Origin of the sequence: Cypionkella sinensis (assembly GCF_042646385.1) — a bacterium.
Classification (GTDB): Bacteria; Pseudomonadota; Alphaproteobacteria; order Rhodobacterales; family Rhodobacteraceae; genus Cypionkella; species Cypionkella sinensis.
This window is the reverse complement of the sequence record NZ_JBHRTO010000002.1, coordinates 359392-377116: the sequence shown is the minus strand read 5'-3', so window position 1 is coordinate 377116 and position 17725 is coordinate 359392. Positions and strand designations below refer to the sequence as shown.

The window sequence follows — 17725 nt, the reverse complement described above, 5'->3', positions numbered from 1 at the left end:
CAACTGGAAGATGAAACTTTTCGCGATGCGTCAAATTTCACCTTCCTTTCGGCAGTTTAGAGTGAGACGCTAAACCAAGAGGAGAGAAACCTGACAAAGATCGGGCCTCCTGCTGCGTCGGGGAATGGGATTTACGGTGCAATACAGCTTTGTGAACGCGCGTGGTGCAGAGGCAGGCAGCTTTGGTGGCGCGGTCGTTGATTTGCGTATTCTGGCCACGTCAGATCTGCATGCCAACCTTCTGGCATGGGATTACCACACCAGCCGCCCCTGCCCTCAGCGCGGTCTGGCCCGAGTGGCGACGCTGATCCACAAAGCAAGATTTGAGCGACCGCAGAACCTGCTGTTTGACAACGGTGACTTTCTGCATGGCACCGTGCTGGGCGATTTCATCGCCGAATCCACGCCCACCCTGCGCTCGGGCCGCCCGCTGCACACCCATCCGATGATCGCTGCGATGAATGCGCTGGATTACGATGCGGTGGCGCTTGGCAATCACGAGTTTGGCCACGGTTTGGGCTTTCTGCGCCGCTCGCTGGCTGCAACCCGTTTTCCCATTGTCTGTTCAAACCTCTATTTCAAACCAACGCGGGGTGCGCCGCTGGCCGCCCCCTATCTGCTGATCCACCGCGATCTGCGCGACCGCCACGGCAAGTTGCATCGGCTGAAAATCGGCGTCTTAGGCTTTATCCCACCGCAAACGACGATCTGGGAAAAACGCTATCTGAAAAGCCGCGCCTCGGTGGATGACATCACCGCCTCGGCCCGGCATGTGGTGCCCGAGTTGCGCGCGCGCGGTGCCGATCTGATCATCGCCTTGTCCCACTCGGGTATCGGCAGCACCGGGGATGAGCCGGGGGCAGAGAATGCCAGCTCGGCCCTGGCCGAGATCGAGGGCATTGATGTGATCATCGCCGGTCACACCCATCTGACCTTTCCCACCGCCGACCAGCCCAATCTTGCGGGCAAGCCTGCGGTGATGCCGGGCTTTTTCGGGTCGCATCTGGGGGTGATCGACCTTGCCCTGCGCGCCACCAGCAAAGGCTGGCGCATCGCCAGCTTTGGTGCCGAGGTTCGTCCGATTTCGCAGCGCGATCCGACAACCGGTCAGGTCACGGGATTGGTGTCGGATGATGCCGCCATTGTCGCCATCGCTGATCCGGCGCATCAAACGCTGCTGGCGCGCACCGATGTCACCGTCGGGCATAGCCCGATCCCACTGCACAGCCATTTCGCCTTGCTGACGCAAAGCCCGCCGCTGGCGCTGGTGGCGGCGGCACAGGCGGACCATATGCGCCGCGTTCTGGCCGAAACCGGCACCGCGCACCAGGCGCTGGCCGATCTGCCGCTGCTGTCTGCCGTGGCACCGTTCAAGGCTGGCGGGCGTGGCGGGCCGGAAAATTACACCGATATTCCCGCAGGGCCGCTGCTGGCCCGCCATATCAGCGATCTTTACGTCCACCCCAACAGCCTGTCTTGCCTGCGTGTCAGCGGGCAGGATCTGGCCGATTGGCTGGAACGCTCGGTCAGCCTTTATCGGCAGATCCTGCCCGGAAGCTGCGATATCGCCCTGATCGACGAGGACTTTCCAAGCTTCAACTTTGATACGATCCATGGCCTTTGCTATCAGATCGACCTTTCGGCGCCGCCGCGGTTCAATACCTTTGGCCGGGTGATCGCGCCCGACAGCCGCCGCATTCACGACCTGCGCTATCAAGGCCAGCCGGTGCGCCCTGAACAGATGTTCGCGCTGGCCACCAACAGTTATCGCGCGGCGGGCGGTGCTGGCTTTCCGGGCACCGGCAGTGCGCAGGTGGTCTATGAAGGCCCCGAAAACAGCCGCGAGGTGCTGGCCGCCTATCTGCATCGCGGCGGTCAGCCTGCCGAAACCGATGTCGACTGGCGTTTTCTGCCGATGCCGGGCTGCTCGGTGACGATTGATCTTGGCGTGAACGCCGCCGCGCATCTGGCCGAGGTGCCGCATCTGCGTCTGGAACCGCTTGCGCTGCTGCCCACCGGCTTTCGCCGCTTTCGCCTGCATCTGTGATCCGCTATGAGGGCGTCGGCCCGTTCGGGCGCAGAACCGGGGTTTGCGATGTTTGACGCGATTTTCTTCGATCTTGACGGCACATTGATTGATACCGAAAGCCTTGCGATGGCCTCGGGTCTGGCGGCTTTTGCCGAACTGGGCCATCCCGTGACCGAAGATTTTCTGCATCAACTCGTTGGCGTCGATTTGCCCACCGGCAGCAAGATCATCCGCGCCGCACATCCGGGCCTGGATCACGAGGCGCTGCACCCGCTGTGGCAAACCGGGTTCCTTGCCGCGATGGAGGAGCAGGGGCTGAAGCTGAAATCGGGTGCCTTGGACATTCTGCAAGCGCGTCTGCTGCCGATGGCGCTGGTGACATCCTCCGGTCGGCGCGAGGCGCATCACAAACTGGCCGTCGCAGGCATTGCCGAGATGTTCGATCTGATCATCACCGTCGATGATGTGACCGCCCCGAAACCCAATCCCGCGCCCTATCTGCTGGCGGCCGAAAAGCTGGGCGTCGCCCCGGCACGTTGCCTGGTGTTCGAAGACAGCGAAACCGGCGCCGAAGCCGCCCACCGCGCCGGCTGTTTCGTGGTGCAAGTTCCCGATGTGGTGCCCAGCAAAGGCCGCTGGGCGCACCATCTGGCCGACAACTTGCTGGCCGGGGCACGTCAGGCGGGGCTGCTGATCTAGGCGCGGCAAATTCCACGGAAGTTTTTCAAGAGTGTCATCCTCTCTGCTCAAATATCCCCGCCGGAGGCACCCGTCATCTGCCCCAAGTGCAAGCCTTCGGCATCTGGCGCCGCGCTGGCCAAATCTTAAAATGCGGTAAACGGTTGCTGTTAAGGCGTTGAATTACGGGCACTCTGACATGGTCCCCAGGTGGGACCAGCCCAAGCAAAAGCGGCGCACCCCTGGGATGCGCCGCTTTTTCATGGCTTCTGGCTCAGTTCGTCATCAGATAATAGCTGTTGCGCGAGCTGCCGTTGTTCTGAACGGTCACATAGAAATAGCCGTTCCAGCTCGGCACAAAATCGCAGTAGACCTTGTCCGACCAGCTTACGTCATAGCAGATCGTGTTGCCGTTCTCGTCGGTGACCAGCACGTCAAGGTTGGAGTCGCCATCGCCCACCACGGCCAGTTCCGCATAGCTGTCACCATAGAACGGCACTTCCCAGGTGTCGGTCTGCCCGCCGGGCAGGCGCGATAGGGTGGATGACGCGCCGCCGACACGGCCACGGCCTGCCTCGACCATCGCATCCTCGACCAGCCCGGCCAGAACCTCATCCTCGCCCGCCAGTTCCTTGGCCGAAGCCATCATGGTCGCTGCATCCACTGGCATATCCTTGCCTTCGGCGTCGCCTGCAACTTCGGTGCCCTTGGTTTCTTTCTTGCGCTCGACATCCTTCACCTCGACCGAACCGGCCAGTTTGGCAGCCGTCAGCACGGTGAGGGCGTCTTTGTTGGCCATGCCCAGCGTGTAAAGATCCTGTGCCATCGCCAGCGTCGCCACAGCGCCCTTGGTGCCAACGGCAGACGATTTCACGTTCGGCCCCTTCGCCGGTGTGGCGGCTGCGGTGGCGTCGGCGGCGGGGGCTTCGGTGGTGGTTTGTGCGAAGGCAGGCAGGCTGAACGCGACCAGCGCGGTGGTGGCAAGGGCGGGGAAAATCGCTTTCAATGTCATGTGCTGTCCAATCCGTTGGGGCCCGGCATGGGCGGTATGGAATGAACTTGGCAAGAAACTGCCGGTTTGGGAAGTGGGTTCTACGTGACAAATCGCGTCATATCCGTCGCGGCTGGCCTTTCACCCCCCACCGCTTCGCGCTAGCTTGCCCCGAACAACAGGAGCCCCCGATGCGCGCGATTTTGGAACAACTGCTCAGCTTTGATACCGTCAGTTCCAAGCCGAACAGCGCCCTGATGACCTATGTGCAAGAGGTTCTTGCCGGGGCGGGTATCGACTCGACCCTGATCCCCGATCCATCGGGCGGCAAGGCCAACCTCTATGCCACCGTGGGGCCAGAAGGGGTGCCGGGGGTGATGCTTTCGGGGCATACCGATGTGGTGCCGGTGGAGGGCCAAGCCTGGACGGTGCCGCCGTTTGCGCTGACCGAAAAGGACGCGCGTTACTATGGTCGGGGGGCCGCCGATATGAAGGGCTTCGCCGCCTGCGCGATTGAGGCGGTGATTGCGGCCAGCAAGCGGCCGCTGAAAGTGCCGCTGCATCTGGCCCTGTCCTATGACGAGGAGATCGGCTGCATGGGCGTGCGCAGTCTGATTGACATGCTGGACACCGCCCCGATCCGGCCCCGAATTTGTATCGTGGGCGAACCCACGGCGATGCAGGTCGCGACCGGCCACAAGGGCAAGATCGCGCTACGGGCGACCTGTGTGGGGCGAGAGGGGCATTCGGCTTTGGCTCCGCTGGCGTTGAATGCGCTGCATCTGGCGGCGGATTTTGTGGGAGTGGTGCGGGCCTTGCAGGCGCGGGTCGCGGCAGAGGGGCAGCGCGATGGCGATTATGATGTGCCCTACACGACCCTGCATGTCGGCAAGCTGAACGGCGGGGTGCAGGTCAATATCGTGCCCAATACTGCCGTGATCGACTTTGAAATCCGCAGTCTGGCGGGGGAGGATACTGACGCCTTGATCGCCGATCTGCGCGCCGGGGCCGAGGCTATCGTGGCGCCGCTGCGGGCGGAGTTTCCTGAGGCCGAGATCAGGATTGAACGGCTGTGGGATTACCCCGGTTTGGGCACGCCATCGGATGCGGGGGTGGTGAATTTCGTGAAATCGCTGACTGGGGCGAATGGCACGATCAAGGTGGCGTTCGGAACCGAGGGCGGGTTGTTTGACGCCCGGCTTGGCATCCCGACGGTGATCTGCGGGCCGGGGTCTATGGCGCAGGGGCACAAGCCGGATGAGTTCGTCTCGGTCGAGCAGATTGAGCGGTGCCGGGTGATGCTGGCGGCGCTGGTGGATCGGTGTGCGGCGGGGTTTTAGCGGCGGTCCCAACTCGGGACATTTTTTAGTGGTTTTAGATCAATGGGTTGGGGTGTCTGATTTAAGACATTTTTAACCTTTGAGCCGTTTGAGGGCTGGACCCGCGCCGATAGAGAACTCTGCGGGGCAGAGTTTTCCGGTGCGTTGCTCATAAGGCTGGAGGCCGTTGAGCAAGGGGTGTGAGGCAGTAAACCTGCGCCATCCAATCTTGCAAGGCCAACCCTTCAGTCTTTCCCCCCGCCGCCCCGGACCTGATCCGGGGCCTCGCTTCATCCGCCATGAGGCCCCGGATCAAGTCCGGGGCAGCGGGTTTGGGTTAGGGCTGTTCCGGCTTTTCTGCCCGCCCGAACAACCCTGCCAGCGCGCGGCTGGTGGTGGCGCTCGTCCCCGGTCGCGGCAGCGCCACAAACGGCATTGGGCGCGACAATTCCATCGCGGCGAGGCCGACGCGCGCTGTCAACGCGCCGTTCACCACGCCTTCGCCAAAGCGGCGGGAAATCTTGGCCAGCAAGCCACCCGAGGCGACCGAGCCCACCAGATCATCGGCCAAGGCAATCGCCCCTGCACCCAGCAGCGCGGAAAACACCCGGCGCATCAGGCGAAAACTGCCCATGCTGCCCGAGCGCCCGCCGTAAATCTCGGACAACCGGCGGATCAGCTTGAGGTTAGAGTAAAGCGCCGTCGCCACATCGGCCAAAGCAAGCGGCACAAAGGCGGTGACGGTGGCGACCTGACGCGCGGCGGCCTCGACCTCTGCTAGGGCGGCGCGATCCAAGGGGGCCAGCAGTTCGACCTCGGCGAGCGACAGCATGGCATCGGCGTCAAACACATCCGCCTCACGCTCGGCCAGACGGGCGCGGCCCCAAGCGGTATCGGCACGGTCGGCATAAAGGCTGGTCAGGCTGGCGACCACGGCGCGGGCGGCTTTCAGATCGCCCGCCACACGCGCCTCTGCCGCAGCCACGCGCAAGCGATCCAGCCGCGCCATGCGGGAGAACGCCAGCAGTTCCTTGGACGAGATCACCAGCACCACCAAGAGCGCCAGCATCAGAAGCACAAAGGCCATCCAGCCCAACATGCTGTTTTCGCTGAACAAACCAATCACGAAATTCCACGCCGACACCGACAGGATCAGCGTGAACAGGCTGGCGAACACCCAAAGCGCAAAGCGGGTGAAACCAGACGAGCGGCGATTGGCCAACACGGCGGCGGTGTGCAGGGCACGCGCGGCCCCGGCCTCATGCCCGTGTTCCGGTGGGGCTTCGGCCAGACCGGGATCGGCGGCGTCACCGTCATATTCCTGCATCAAGGGGCCGTGCAGGCGGGGCGGGTCTTCAAGGCTCACAAGCGGTCTCCGATCAGGAATTCGGCGGCGCGGTCCAGCCGGATATGCGGCGGGCCTTCGCCGGGGCGGAGTGTGGTGCGGGCGGGGGCAAACTCCATCAGCGCGTAATCGGCATCCAGCCATTTTTCAGCCCCCTCGCGGGCGGGCGACAAAAGCCGGGCGGGATCGCTGGGCAGTTGCCCCGGATACATCACCGCCTGCTTGCCGTTCGACAGCAAGCGCCCCCGCACGGCATCAAGGCTAACGCCTTCGCGCACAACGGTTTCTTCCACGGTCGAGCGCAGGGATGCCATCGAGATCGCCGAGGTCTGCGCGCCTGCGAAATCGGCGCGGCTGACCGCTTCGCGCAGCATGGCACGCATGATGCCGGTCAGGGCAGGATGCTGATGGTGGTGCAGATGGTCGGCCTTGGTGGCGGCGAACAGGATTTTCTCCACCCGTTTGCCGCCCAAGATGCCGGTCAGCCAGCCGTTACGACCGGGGCGAAACGCCTCCAAAACCTCGGCCATGGTGCGGCGCAGGTCTTCCACGGCTTGCGGGCCTTGGTGCAGGGCGGACAGGATGTCGACCAGCACGATCTGGCGATCAATCCTGGCGAAATGCTCGCGGAAAAACGGCTGGATGACGCGGGATTTATAGGCGTCGTAGCGGCGCTGCATCTCACGCCAGAGACTGCCGCGCGGGGTTTGCGATGGCGCGGGCAGAGGGGCGAAGGTCAGCACAGGCGAGCCTGCCAGATCACCGGGCAACAGGAAGCGCCCCGGCGTGCAATCGGACCACCCCGCGGCGCGGGCGGCTTTCAGGTAATCGGTGAAGGCTGCGGCCAAACCTTGCGCGCGGGCTTCGTCAAGGCGCAAGCTGCCATCCTCGGCGCGGGCATGGGCCATGAAATCGGCGGCCTGATCGCGTTTGGCGATGCGGTGCAGGGTTTCTTCCGACCATTCGGCATAGGATTTATCGAGCAGGGCAAGGTCCAGCAGCCACTCGCCGGGGTAATCGACGATGTCGACATGCAGGGTGCGCGCACCCGACAGGCTGTTGATGAAGCCCTGCGGACGGCTGCGGAACGACAGCCGCAATTCCGACACGGCGCGGGTGGATTGCGGCCAGCGCGGATCATCGCCGGTCATCGCGGCAAGGTGATCTTCAAAGGCAAAGCGGGGCAGGGTGTCGTCGGGCTGCGGTTGCAGATAGACCGCCTCGATGCGGTTTTGCGCCTGTGCGGTCAGTTGCGGCATCCGCGCGCGGTCCAGAAGGTTGGCGACAAGGCTGGTGATGAACACGGTTTTGCCGGCGCGGGACAAGCCTGTGACGCCGATGCGCAGCACGGGTTCGTATCCGGTCAGGGCGGTGGCTGCGGCCTCGATCTGGCGGGCGATGCCATTGGTCAGGCTGGAAAACACGCGGCATTATCCTTCTGTTCGGCTTGAACATAGGGCGGGGGGCGGGGTTTTGGAAGGCATGGCCCATCTGGAAGCATGGACACGCAAGCGCCCGCGCGGTAACTGAAGCCCCATGCCCAGATATGCCATGCTCATCGACTATGACGGAGGCCCGTTCAACGGCTGGCAACGCCAGGCGGGCGGGCAGTTGACGGTGCAGGGCGCGATCGAAAGCGCACTGGCGCGGCTGGAGCCGGGGCCGCACACGATTGCGGCGGCGGGGCGGACGGATTCCGGGGTGCATGCGACGGGGCAGGTGGCGCATTGCGATCTGGGGCGCGAATGGGATTGCTTCCGTCTCGCCTCGGCGCTGAACGCGCATCTGCGCCCGCATCCGGTGTCGGTGCTGGCGGTGGTGCGGGTGGAGGAGGATTTCCACGCAAGGTTTTCGGCACGCGAGCGGCGCTATCTGTTCCGGCTGGTGGCACGGCGCGCACCAGCGACGCATGATCGCGGCAAGGTGTGGCGGGTGCATAGCCCGCTGGATATCGAGGCGATGCGGGCGGGGGCTGCGCATCTGATCGGCAAGCATGATTTCACCACCTTCCGCTCAACCTATTGCCAAGCCGCCAGTCCGGTGAAATCGCTGGATGAGGTGTCGATTGTGGCGCTGCCCTATCCGGCGGGGGTGGAATACCGCTTTACCCTGCGCGCGCGCAGTTTTCTGCACAATCAGGTCCGCTCTATCGTCGGCACGCTGGAACGTGTGGGGGCAAGGGCTTGGGGCCCGGATCAGGTGAGAACCGCGCTTTTGGCGGCGGATCGCGCCGCCTGCGGGCCCGTCTCGCCGCCTGACGGGCTGTATATGACCGGGGTCGGCTATCCGGTGGATCCCTTCGCAGGCCTCTAAGCCATTTTTCTGCGAAAAATCAGGGGGCTGTCTGCCCCCTGCGCCCTGCGGGCTACCCCCGAGGATATTTGCGCAGAGAGGATGACAAAGCTGGTTCAGACGCCCCGACAGCAGGACTTGCCTTGCTGCGGGGCGTCATCCCCTCTGACGGTCATCGGCGTCCCCGCCTGTACCGTGGTTTGACCCTGAATGATTCGGGTTAAGTCTGAGTTAACGCTTCGGTTCATCCTCTCTGCTCAAATATCCCACGGGGGTCCGGGGGTGTGAAACCCCCGGCTTGGTTGATGCAGCGCGCAGCGGCTGCTGGATATGGCGGGCATCCTCGCCTATCGTTGCGCAAATCACAGGAGCCCGCATGTCCCTTTCCGATCTGCTTGTCGCACAACTTTCTGATCCGTTCCGCATCGGGCTTTTGATTGCGCTGTTCATCACCATGCTGCGCACGCGCGCGGCGTCGGGCACGCTGATCCCGCTGGCCATCGGGGCGGTGTTTGTGGCGGTGCTGCTGCCGCTCACGGCGCAGGCTTCGCTGGCGGCACCGCTGGCGACAGTGATCGGCGTTGGCATCATCGCCAATGTGATCTGGCTTGCGATCATTCTGGGCGCGTGGTCGCTGTATCTGCGCCTCAAGGCCTGATCCGCGCCGAAAGCAAAAGGGCCGCAGGTTTCCCTGCGGCCCTTTCATCTCCAAACCTTCCCGCTCAGCGGTTGTTGGCATCCGAGAAGATGTCTTTCTTATGCGTGCCGTTCGGCACCAGCAGCGCGCCGATCACCACCGTCGCCAAAGCCACGACGATCGCATACCACAGACCCGAGTAGATATTGCCGGTCTGCGCCGAGATCGCCAGTGCGGTTGCGGGCAGCAGGCCACCGAACCAACCGTTACCGATGTGGTAGGGCAGCGACATCCCCGAGTAGCGGATGCGGGTCGGGAACAGTTCCACCAGCATGGCGGCAATCGGGCCGTAAACCATCGTCACCAGAATGATCAGATAGGTCAGGATCGCCACGACGCTGATGTTCTGCGCGGTGAAGATGTCAAAGAAGCCACCGACCTTCGCCACGGTCGTATTGTCGGCAGCCACCAGCGGATAGCCCGCTGCAGTCAGAGCATCGTTGATCGACTTTTCAAACCCGGCTTTCACGCCATTGGCTGCATCGAGGGCTGCTTGCGCTGCATCGGTTGCGGCCTGATCGGTGCCAGCCTTGGCGGTTTCCAGTGCGGTTTTGGCATCGGCAACCGCCTTGCCGTTGACGCTGCCGTCGTAGGACTCGATCACAGTTTCGCCGATTTTCACCGAAGCCACCGTGCCAGCCGGGGCCGCGACGGTGGTCGAATTGACCGAGCCTTTCAGCAGCAACGCCTTGGCGATGTCGCAGGATTTGCTGAACTTGGCGGTGCCGACCGGGTTGAACTGGAACGAGCAATCCGCCGGGTCTGCCGTCACCACAACCGGGGTGTCCTGTGCTGCGTGCAGCGCCGGGTTGGCGACTTTGGTCAGCGCGTTGAACACCGGGAAGTAGGTGATCGCGGCAATCAGGCAGCCTGCCAGAATGATCGGCTTGCGGCCGATTTTATCCGACAGCGCGCCGAAGAACAGAAAGCCGCCGGTGCCAAGGATCAGCGACCATGCCACAAAGACGTTGGCCGAATAGCTGTCGACCTTCACCACGTTTTGCAGGAAGAACAGCGCGTAGAACTGGCCGGAATACCAGACCACGGCTTGCCCTGCGGTCAGACCGAACAGCGCGATCAGCGCGATCTTGGCGTTTTTCCACTGGCCAAAAGCTTCGCGCAGCGGCGCTTTCGAGGCAGCACCTTCTTCCTTCATCTTTTTGAAGGCCGGGCTTTCGTGCATGGTCAGACGGATATAGAGCGATACCGCCAGCAAAGCGAGCGAGCCGATGAACGGCAGGCGCCAGCCCCAGGCTTTCCACGGCTCCAGCATGACTTGCGCGCCTTTGGCGTCCAGCAGCGGCGCACCATCAAGGCCGACTTGCGGCACCGTCGGGTAGTTGCCGTTGACATAGCCGGTCAGCAGCAGGATCACCACCAAGGACAGCAGCAGACCCAGCGTGGCCGTGGTCTGGATGAACGAGGTGTAATAGCCGCGACGGTTTTGCGGCGCGTGTTCGGCGACATAAACCGCAGCACCACCGTATTCACCGCCCAAGGCCAGACCTTGCAGCATCCGCAGGCCGATCAGGATGATCGGGGCGGCGATGCCCCAGCTTTGATAGCCGGGCAGCACACCGACGAGGAAGGTCGAGAAGCCCATGATCAGGATGGTCATCAGGAAGGTGTATTTCCGACCGATCAAGTCACCGAGGCTGCCGAACACCAAGGCGCCGAACGGGCGCACGATGAAGCCTGCGGCAAAGGCCAGCAGCGCGAAGATGTTGCGGGTGGCTTCGGGGAACGGCGTAAAGAACTGCGCGCCGATGATCGCGGCGAGGCTGCCGTAGAGGTAGAAGTCGTACCATTCAAAGATCGTCCCGGCGGACGAGGCCATGATGACCTTCCGTTCTTCCGCCGTCATTGGACGTGAGCGGACGCTCGCGTCGGGTGCTAGTGCCATGTTAGGCCTCCCTGTTATGCGGCGATGTGCTCGCCGGTTCCCTATCCCTGTCCAGCGCCGGGCAAGCCTTCTCCGATCCCTGCCAAGCAGGGTTCAGCCAAGGCTGTCTGGTCTGGTCGTGTAACCCCCGCCGCCGCTCCTCCGGCGGCGGGGTATGCTGTCAGGCCGCGATGCCCGCGACGATCTGGGCAAGGGCTTGGCGGATCGCTGCGATCTCTCCCATCGCGTCGATGCGTTCCAGCACGCCCTTGTCGTCGTAATAGGCAATCAGCGGCGCCGTTTGGGCGTGATAGGCGGCAAGCCTGTCACGCACCGTCTCGGCATTGTCATCGGCGCGGCGTTTGAAATCACTGCCGCCGCATTTGTCACAGACGCCCGCGCGGGCGGGGCGTTTGAACGTATCGTGATAGCCTTCGCCGCAGGTGCAGGTGTAGCGGCCTGCGACGCGCGCGACCATCGCCGCATCATCCACTTCAAGGCTAATGGCAGCGGTGATCTTTTGCCCGGTTTGCGCCAGCAGCGTGTCGAGTGCTGCGGCTTGGCCTGCGGTGCGCGGGAACCCATCCAGAATGATGCCCTTTGCCACATCGGGCGCAGTCATCCGATCTTTCAGGATCGCCAGCACGATGTCATCCGACACGAGGCCACCCGCCGCCATCACTGCCTTGGCGGCCAACCCGGCCGACGTGCCCGCCGCCACCGCCGCGCGCAGAAGATCTCCGGTGGAAAGCTGGATCAGGCCGAAGTATTCCTCGAGCATGCGGGCTTGCGTGCCTTTGCCAGCACCAGGGGGACCAAGCAGGATCAGGACAGGTGCCATGGATCAGCCCTTGTTCATGCGGTTAGCGATCAGATCATCCACCACCGACGGATCGGCGAGGGTGCTGGTATCGCCCAAAGCGCCGAAATCATTCTCGGCAATCTTGCGCAGGATACGGCGCATGATCTTGCCCGAGCGGGTTTTCGGCAGGCCGGGGGCCCATTGAATGAGGTCAGGCTTGGCGATGGGGCCGATTTCGGTGCGCACCCAGGCCTCAAGCTCTTTGCGCAGCGCTTCTGAGGGTTCTTCGCCCTTCATCAGCGTGACATAGGCGTAGATGCCCTGGCCCTTGATGTCGTGCGGATAGCCGACCACAGCGGATTCGGCGACTTTCGGGTGGGCGACGAGGGCGCTTTCGACCTCGGCTGTGCCCATGCGGTGGCCCGAGACGTTGATCACATCATCCACCCGCCCGGTGATCCAGTAATAGCCATCGGCATCGCGGCGGCAGCCGTCGCCGGTGAAGTAGTAACCGGGGTATTGGCTGAAATAGGCTTCCTCGAACCGGGCATGATCGCCCCAAAGCGTGCGCATCTGCCCCGGCCAGCTATCGGCGATGCACAAAACCCCATCGGTTTCCACCGCGTCCTGCACTTTGGCGGTGGCCGGATCCAGCACGATGGGCTGGATGCCGAAGAACGGCAGCGTGGCCGAGCCGGGTTTCTGCGGGATCGCGCCGGGGATCGGGGTGATCAGATGGCCGCCGGTTTCGGTCTGCCAGAAGGTATCGACAATGGGGCAGCGGCCCTTGCCGACATGCTGGTTATACCAATTCCAAGCCTCGGGGTTGATCGGCTCGCCCACCGAGCCCAGCAGTTTCAGGCTGGAGAGGTCGTGCTTGGCAGGCCATTCCGGCCCCATGCCCATCAGGCTGCGGATCGCTGTGGGTGCGGTGTAGAACTGGTTGACCTTGTGTTTGGCGCAAACCTCCCAAAAGCGGCCTGCGTCTGGGAAGGTTGGCACGCCTTCAAACATGACCGTGGTCGCGCCATTCGCGAGCGGGCCGTAGATGATATAGCTGTGGCCGGTCACCCAGCCCACATCGGCGGTGCACCAGAACACATCGCCATCGTGGTAATCAAAGGTGATCTGCTGCGTCATCGCGGCATAAACCAGATAACCGCCCGAGGTATGCACCACCCCCTTCGGCTTGCCGGTAGAACCCGAGGTATAGAGGATGAACAGCGGGTCTTCCGCGCCCATCTCGACATAGGCGCAATAGGGCTTGGCGGCGGCCATCTCGGCCTTCAGGTCAATGTCGCGGCCTTCGGTCCAATGGGTTTGGTCGCCGGTATGCTTGACGACAAGGCATTTCACCCGGTCATCGCAATGCCGCAACGCCTGATCGGCGTTGTTCTTCAGCGCGGTTTTCTTGCCGCCGCGCGGTGCGAAATCGGCGGTGATCAGCACCTTGGCTTCGGAATCGTTGATGCGGTTGGCCAAGGCATCCGGCGAGAAACCGGCGAACACGATGGAATGGATCGCACCGATGCGGGCGCATGCCAGCATGGCATAGGCGGCTTCGGGGATCATCGGCAGATAGATCACCACGCGGTCGCCGCGCGAAACGCCCTGCGCCTTCAGCACATTGGCCATGCGCGAGGTGTTTTCCAGCAGTTGGGCGTAGGTGATGTGCTGGGCGGGGGTTTTCGGATCATCGGGTTCCCAGATGATCGCGGTCTGGTTGGCGCGCCTGGTCATGTGGCGGTCGATGCAGTTGGCCGAGACGTTCAGCGTGCCGTCTTCGAACCATTTGATGCTGACCGCGCCGCGCTCGAAACTGGTTTCCTTGACGCGGGTGAAATCCTTGATCCAGTCGATGCGCTGGCCTTCTTTGGCCCAGAATGCATTCGGATCGGCGACCGAGGCTGCATATTGCGCCGCATATTCGGCAGGTTTCACATGCGCATGGGCGACAAATTCTTCCGAAGCCGCATATTTCTGCGCAGCAGCGTGGTCCGACATAACTCTCTCCCCAGTTCCCAGTCAGGCCCTGAGGCCTGTCCCAACGGCCTGCCGTGTCAGGCAGGGCTCCCCCGTTTGTAACCTGATCATAGCGTAGTTGTAAAATAATTGGTAACTCTTTTTATTCATGCAGTTTTTCTGTAAATAAATTGACAAGATCGATGGTGAATTTTGTCAATGACCAGAAAATTGGCAATGAAATGACGGAACGTCAATCCAGCAGCCTTGGGTTGCGCCGGGGCAGGGTGGGCTGTCAGCAACGACTCTGCCGGATCGCGCCGCCGCATGGCCGGGGCGAAAGCGCGGCGGTTTGCCCCGTTCACAAACGGGTGATTCGCGTGATAGCTGAGCTGCATCTGCCCGGCAGCCGTCTTGCTTTGTAAGTCACGCCACCGAAGGCCTGCCCCCCAAGTATCAAAGGCCCGACATGACTGTAAAACGCCCCGATCCCGTGGCCGTTGCCGATGCCGAAGCGCGTGCTTTGGCGATAAGTTTGATGCAGACGCATCATGCCGCTTTGGCTTACAGCGATGCGCAAACTCAGACTCCGGGCATCAGCCGTATTGCCTTTGGGCTGGACCCGGACGGTGTGCCAATGGCGCTAGTGTCCGGCTTGGCGCCGCATACCGCAGCCCTGCGGGCGAACCCGGCCTGCGCGCTGATGTTGGGAGAGCCGGGCGAAAAGGGCGATCCGATGACGCATCCGCGCTTGATGATCCGGGCGATGGCGGCGTTTGTTGCCCCCGACGATCCGCAGCGGGCGGCGCTGCGGGCGCATTGGCTAAAGGGCCACCCGAAGGCGACCCTTTACATCGACCTGCCCGATTTTGCTTTCGTGCGGCTGATGCCGCAATCGGCCTTGCTGAACGGCGGGTTTGGCAAGGCGTTTCGGTTTACGGCGGAAGACTTGCGCTAGATCGGGAGATCTTTCGCAAGGACAGCCATCTTGCCTGATTTGGAGTATACAAATCGGGCCGCGTCTGCCTGCCCCCGGCAGGCGCGTTTCCGCGCCAGCCCAGTCAGGCGCGCCCCGATTTCAAAGATGTCGGCTTGCTGCCCACCGCCCCTTGCTCAACGGCCTTCAGCCTGATGAGCAACGCATCGGCAAACTCTGCCCCGCAGAGGTTGCTTCCGCTGCGAAGCCCTCCACCTTACACCGGATTATCCACCCGCAGCGTCACCTGCACCCGGCCTTTCACCGGGGTCGGCCATTTCAGATTGGCAAACTGCCCGCCAGCGCCTTGCTCTACCTGCGTGTAGGGCGCGACAAACTGCGCGGTCCCCGCCGCATTGGTGATTGCGCCTTCGGCCACCACCGCCGTTACATTGCGCGCGCGACCCCCAAACGGCAGCAGGTTGTTGCTGTTCACCGCCCAAGTGTCGGATGCGGTGTTCTGGATATGCTCGACCAACATCGGGCTGACCGCGCGCTGCACCACGCCGTTGAAGGTGTTCTGCTCAAAATTCACGTTGCGGAACGAATTGAACGCCAGCGTGGCATAGCTGGTGTCGATCGACTCGACCCGGTCAATATCCTCGCCGCGGGCCGAGCACACATTGCTAGTCACCGTCAGCCCCGAGATGAAATGCCCAGGCCCGCGGGGTGTTACCACGATCCAGGAAAACCACGGGGCGGTGTGCTGGCAGATGAAGATGTTTCCGGTGATGGTCAGCCCGCCAAACGAATACTCGCTGCCAAAGGTCGGAGTGGCGTCGTGTTCGTTCGACAGCTCGATGAAGTAGTTATCGACGTAATTGCCGGTGAAGAAGGTCTTGGAATTGGCCAAGGTTAGCACCACCCCGGCGCGGCGGATGCCGTTCAGCAGCACATCGTCGCCGCCAAAGAAATGGTTGCCCAGAAAGATCGCCCCAGACCCCGCCACCACGCCAAAGTTGCCAAAGCGCGAGGCCCGGTTGTTGCGGATCTTGATGTCATTGGCATTGGCGTTGAACACCATCGAGACGCGGTTCTGCGCCGGTTGGCCTTGATCGGCGGCAAAGAACTGGCAGCGGTCAATATGCAGATCCTGACAACCCTCGCCGGTCGAGGTGATGGCGCGATCCTTCACCAGCCCGAACATACATTCGGATACATCAAAGATCGCCCCGGCGGTGGCCAGATTGATGCCGCTGGCAATGCCGCCGCAGCTGAACTCTACCTCTTTGATCTGAAAGCGCGTCAACTCGGTAAAGCCAGAGAAATCCAGCATGTAAGCATAGCGATCAAAGGTGAAGGTCCGCGTGCCAGCTGCGGCCCACAGCGGGCGGCTGAGGTTGATCGTGCTGGTGGCGACGTTTTTCGAGGTCACGTAAACCTCGCGCCCCACCCCGGTGCCACTGATCCGCGCGCCGACCGGGATGGCGGCGATATTGGCCACACCGGTCAACACCGAGGGGTTGCTGACCGTGTAGGTCGCGACCGCCGTCATGCTTTGTGTGTTCCAGGCCGTGCCTGGCAGCGCCACCAGATTGCCATTCACCAGCGCGCGCCGGGTGGTGAAGCTGGTCAGCCCACACAAGGCCGCGACATTGATGGGCGCGGTCAGTTCCACACGGCGACCGTTCAGATCTAGCGTCACATGGTCGGTGAAGTAGAACAACACCTGCAACGCCTTCTTGAACCCGGTCAACTCGCTGCCAAAGGCCGCCGCGTAGGTATCCAGATTATAGTTGCGGGTGCAGGCCAGACGCTGGCTGTCGGGCATCACAATCGTGCCTTCAAACTGCACCGGATTTTCAAAGGTCAGATGGCTGCCGATGAAGTACACCCCCGGCGAGACCACCACCGTCTTGCCTGCCGCTGCGGTATCTGCCGCGTCAAAGGCTGCGCGGTCATCCGTCACCCCGTCACCCCGTCGCCAACGGCGCCGTAATCGCGGACGTCGACCCAATCGAACATCTCGGAATGGAACACATCGGTCACGTCCTCGATGGTGATATCGTCGATACGCACCACGCCGCCGGTGGGCCCGGTCAGATCAATCCCGAAATGGCCAAAGGCCGGGGCGGTGCCCCAGACCATATCCACCCCCGGCCGATTGCCTGACCCCACGATAGCGCTGACCGTGACCACGGTGCCATAGCTGGTCAGTGCAATATCCGGCCCCTGCTGATCGGCGCTGCTGACATTGCTGCCCGAGCCTGACCCCGCCCAGCCAGCAATCCGAACGGTTGGCAACGCGCCGCTGATCGCCTTCACCCGCGCCGTGACGCGCAGATACAGCCCCGGCTGGCAGGGGATCGACTGAAAACAGCGCAGCTTTTGCACCGCAGAGGTTTTCTGCAACTCCAGACATCCGGCGAAATCCTGATCGGCGGGCACATAGGCCGCATTGGGTTGCCCCAAGTAAGACCCCTGACCGCTTAAGCCATCCTCGCGCGACCATAGCGCCAATCCGGCCGAGAATGGCGGTGGCATCAGCACCAGCCCTTGGGTAATTGCCTTGTTCATCGCGTCACCTCGCCTCGATTTGCCCGATTGCCCAGCCGCTGCGGCGCGCGCAGGGCATAGGGCTGCAGGGATAGAGAAGGCGGGTTAACGTCGGACAATCGCAGCGTGCGCTGCCTTACAGCCGCTGGCTTGACGGGGCAATGATGCGGATTTGCGCAGCTATCGGCGAAGCCTTGCCTAAAAATCAGCCTTCTAACGAATCTTGGCCCGCGTTATGCTGTCTTTTGTCGAAAAA

Annotated in this window: 15 protein-coding genes; 6 read left to right on the top strand and 9 right to left on the bottom strand. The window is 62.6% G+C overall.

Going from position 1 to position 17725, the window contains the following annotated elements:
* Positions 1–124 precede the first annotated feature (124 nt).
* Entirely contained in the window at positions 125–2047 is a 1923-nt protein-coding gene (locus tag ACFOGH_RS17000) for a bifunctional 2',3'-cyclic-nucleotide 2'-phosphodiesterase/3'-nucleotidase (protein WP_380074360.1), read from the top strand.
* A gap of 48 nt (positions 2048–2095) precedes the next feature.
* Positions 2096–2728: an HAD family hydrolase gene (locus ACFOGH_RS16995; protein WP_380074359.1), complete on the top strand. Its 633-nt coding sequence runs from the start codon at positions 2096–2098 to the stop codon at positions 2726–2728.
* A gap of 253 nt (positions 2729–2981) precedes the next feature.
* On the opposite strand, the gene ACFOGH_RS16990 is transcribed toward ACFOGH_RS16995, so the two are convergent.
* Positions 2982–3719, bottom strand: coding sequence for a hypothetical protein (locus tag ACFOGH_RS16990; RefSeq protein WP_380074358.1), 738 nt, complete (start codon positions 3717–3719; stop codon positions 2982–2984).
* Here ACFOGH_RS16990 and argE point away from each other — a divergent pair.
* A complete protein-coding gene (gene argE, locus ACFOGH_RS16985; protein WP_380074357.1) occupies positions 3713–5038 on the top strand; it encodes an acetylornithine deacetylase in 1326 nt (441 codons plus the stop codon). The genes ACFOGH_RS16990 and argE overlap by 7 nt on opposite strands.
* A gap of 316 nt (positions 5039–5354) precedes the next feature.
* On the opposite strand, the gene ACFOGH_RS16980 is transcribed toward argE, so the two are convergent.
* Together ACFOGH_RS16980 and ACFOGH_RS16975 are read right to left on the bottom strand one after the other, a co-directional pair.
* The gene (locus tag ACFOGH_RS16980; RefSeq protein WP_380074356.1) at positions 5355–6383 is read right to left on the bottom strand and encodes a YcjF family protein; all 1029 of its coding nucleotides are present in this window, start codon (positions 6381–6383) and stop codon (positions 5355–5357) included.
* Entirely contained in the window at positions 6380–7786 is a 1407-nt protein-coding gene (locus ACFOGH_RS16975; protein WP_380074355.1) for a YcjX family GTP-binding protein, read from the bottom strand. The genes ACFOGH_RS16980 and ACFOGH_RS16975 overlap by 4 nt, the downstream gene beginning before the upstream one ends.
* A gap of 112 nt (positions 7787–7898) precedes the next feature.
* On the opposite strand from ACFOGH_RS16975, the gene truA reads away from it, so the two are divergent.
* Entirely contained in the window at positions 7899–8675 is a 777-nt protein-coding gene (truA, locus tag ACFOGH_RS16970) for a tRNA pseudouridine(38-40) synthase TruA (protein ID WP_380074354.1), read from the top strand.
* 355 nt (positions 8676–9030) lie between these two features.
* Positions 9031–9312 (top strand): hypothetical protein, encoded by a 282-nt coding sequence (locus tag ACFOGH_RS16965; RefSeq protein ID WP_380074353.1) that lies wholly within the window; start codon positions 9031–9033, stop codon positions 9310–9312.
* Between the two features lie 64 nt (positions 9313–9376).
* Here the strand turns inward: ACFOGH_RS16965 and ACFOGH_RS16960 are convergent, their stop codons facing one another.
* The 4 genes from ACFOGH_RS16960 to ACFOGH_RS16945 form a co-directional block, all read right to left on the bottom strand.
* The gene (locus ACFOGH_RS16960) at positions 9377–11254 is read right to left on the bottom strand and encodes an MFS transporter (protein WP_380074352.1); all 1878 of its coding nucleotides are present in this window, start codon (positions 11252–11254) and stop codon (positions 9377–9379) included.
* 160 nt (positions 11255–11414) lie between these two features.
* Entirely contained in the window at positions 11415–12074 is a 660-nt protein-coding gene (locus ACFOGH_RS16955; RefSeq protein WP_380074351.1) for an adenylate kinase, read from the bottom strand.
* Between the two features lie 3 nt (positions 12075–12077).
* Positions 12078–14039, bottom strand: coding sequence for an acetate--CoA ligase (gene acs, locus ACFOGH_RS16950; protein WP_380074350.1), 1962 nt, complete (start codon positions 14037–14039; stop codon positions 12078–12080).
* Positions 14040–14164: 125 nt separating this feature from the next.
* The gene (locus ACFOGH_RS16945) at positions 14165–14395 is read right to left on the bottom strand and encodes a hypothetical protein (protein WP_380074349.1); all 231 of its coding nucleotides are present in this window, start codon (positions 14393–14395) and stop codon (positions 14165–14167) included.
* Positions 14396–14466: 71 nt separating this feature from the next.
* Between ACFOGH_RS16945 and ACFOGH_RS16940 the strand changes: the two genes are divergently transcribed.
* Positions 14467–14955: a HugZ family pyridoxamine 5'-phosphate oxidase gene (locus tag ACFOGH_RS16940; protein ID WP_380074348.1), complete on the top strand. Its 489-nt coding sequence runs from the start codon at positions 14467–14469 to the stop codon at positions 14953–14955.
* 235 nt (positions 14956–15190) lie between these two features.
* Here the strand turns inward: ACFOGH_RS16940 and ACFOGH_RS16935 are convergent, their stop codons facing one another.
* Together ACFOGH_RS16935 and ACFOGH_RS16930 are read right to left on the bottom strand one after the other, a co-directional pair.
* Positions 15191–16882 (bottom strand): right-handed parallel beta-helix repeat-containing protein, encoded by a 1692-nt coding sequence (locus ACFOGH_RS16935; protein WP_380074347.1) that lies wholly within the window; start codon positions 16880–16882, stop codon positions 15191–15193.
* The gene (locus ACFOGH_RS16930) at positions 16879–17490 is read right to left on the bottom strand and encodes a hypothetical protein (protein WP_380074346.1); all 612 of its coding nucleotides are present in this window, start codon (positions 17488–17490) and stop codon (positions 16879–16881) included. Before ACFOGH_RS16930 ends, ACFOGH_RS16935 begins: the two co-directional genes overlap by 4 nt.
* Between the last annotated feature and the right edge of the window lie 235 nt (positions 17491–17725).

Bases quoted from the DNA above. Each gene is read 5' to 3' on its own strand.
- ACFOGH_RS16990 (WP_380074358.1), bottom strand. From the start codon at position 3,719: ATGACATTGAAAGCGATTTTCCCCGCCCTTGCCACCACCGCGCTGGTC.
- ACFOGH_RS17000 (WP_380074360.1), top strand. From the start codon at position 125: ATGGGATTTACGGTGCAATACAGCTTTGTGAACGCGCGTGGTGCAGAG.
- ACFOGH_RS16930 (WP_380074346.1), bottom strand. From the start codon at position 17,490: ATGAACAAGGCAATTACCCAAGGGCTGGTGCTGATGCCACCGCCATTC.
- acs (WP_380074350.1), bottom strand. From the start codon at position 14,039: ATGTCGGACCACGCTGCTGCGCAGAAATATGCGGCTTCGGAAGAATTT.
- ACFOGH_RS16945 (WP_380074349.1), bottom strand. From the start codon at position 14,395: ATGCAGCTCAGCTATCACGCGAATCACCCGTTTGTGAACGGGGCAAAC.
- ACFOGH_RS16940 (WP_380074348.1), top strand. From the start codon at position 14,467: ATGACTGTAAAACGCCCCGATCCCGTGGCCGTTGCCGATGCCGAAGCG.
- argE (WP_380074357.1), top strand. From the start codon at position 3,713: ATGTCATGTGCTGTCCAATCCGTTGGGGCCCGGCATGGGCGGTATGGA.
- ACFOGH_RS16995 (WP_380074359.1), top strand. From the start codon at position 2,096: ATGTTTGACGCGATTTTCTTCGATCTTGACGGCACATTGATTGATACC.
- truA (WP_380074354.1), top strand. From the start codon at position 7,899: ATGCCCAGATATGCCATGCTCATCGACTATGACGGAGGCCCGTTCAAC.
- ACFOGH_RS16955 (WP_380074351.1), bottom strand. From the start codon at position 12,074: ATGGCACCTGTCCTGATCCTGCTTGGTCCCCCTGGTGCTGGCAAAGGC.
- ACFOGH_RS16960 (WP_380074352.1), bottom strand. From the start codon at position 11,254: ATGGCACTAGCACCCGACGCGAGCGTCCGCTCACGTCCAATGACGGCG.
- ACFOGH_RS16965 (WP_380074353.1), top strand. From the start codon at position 9,031: ATGTCCCTTTCCGATCTGCTTGTCGCACAACTTTCTGATCCGTTCCGC.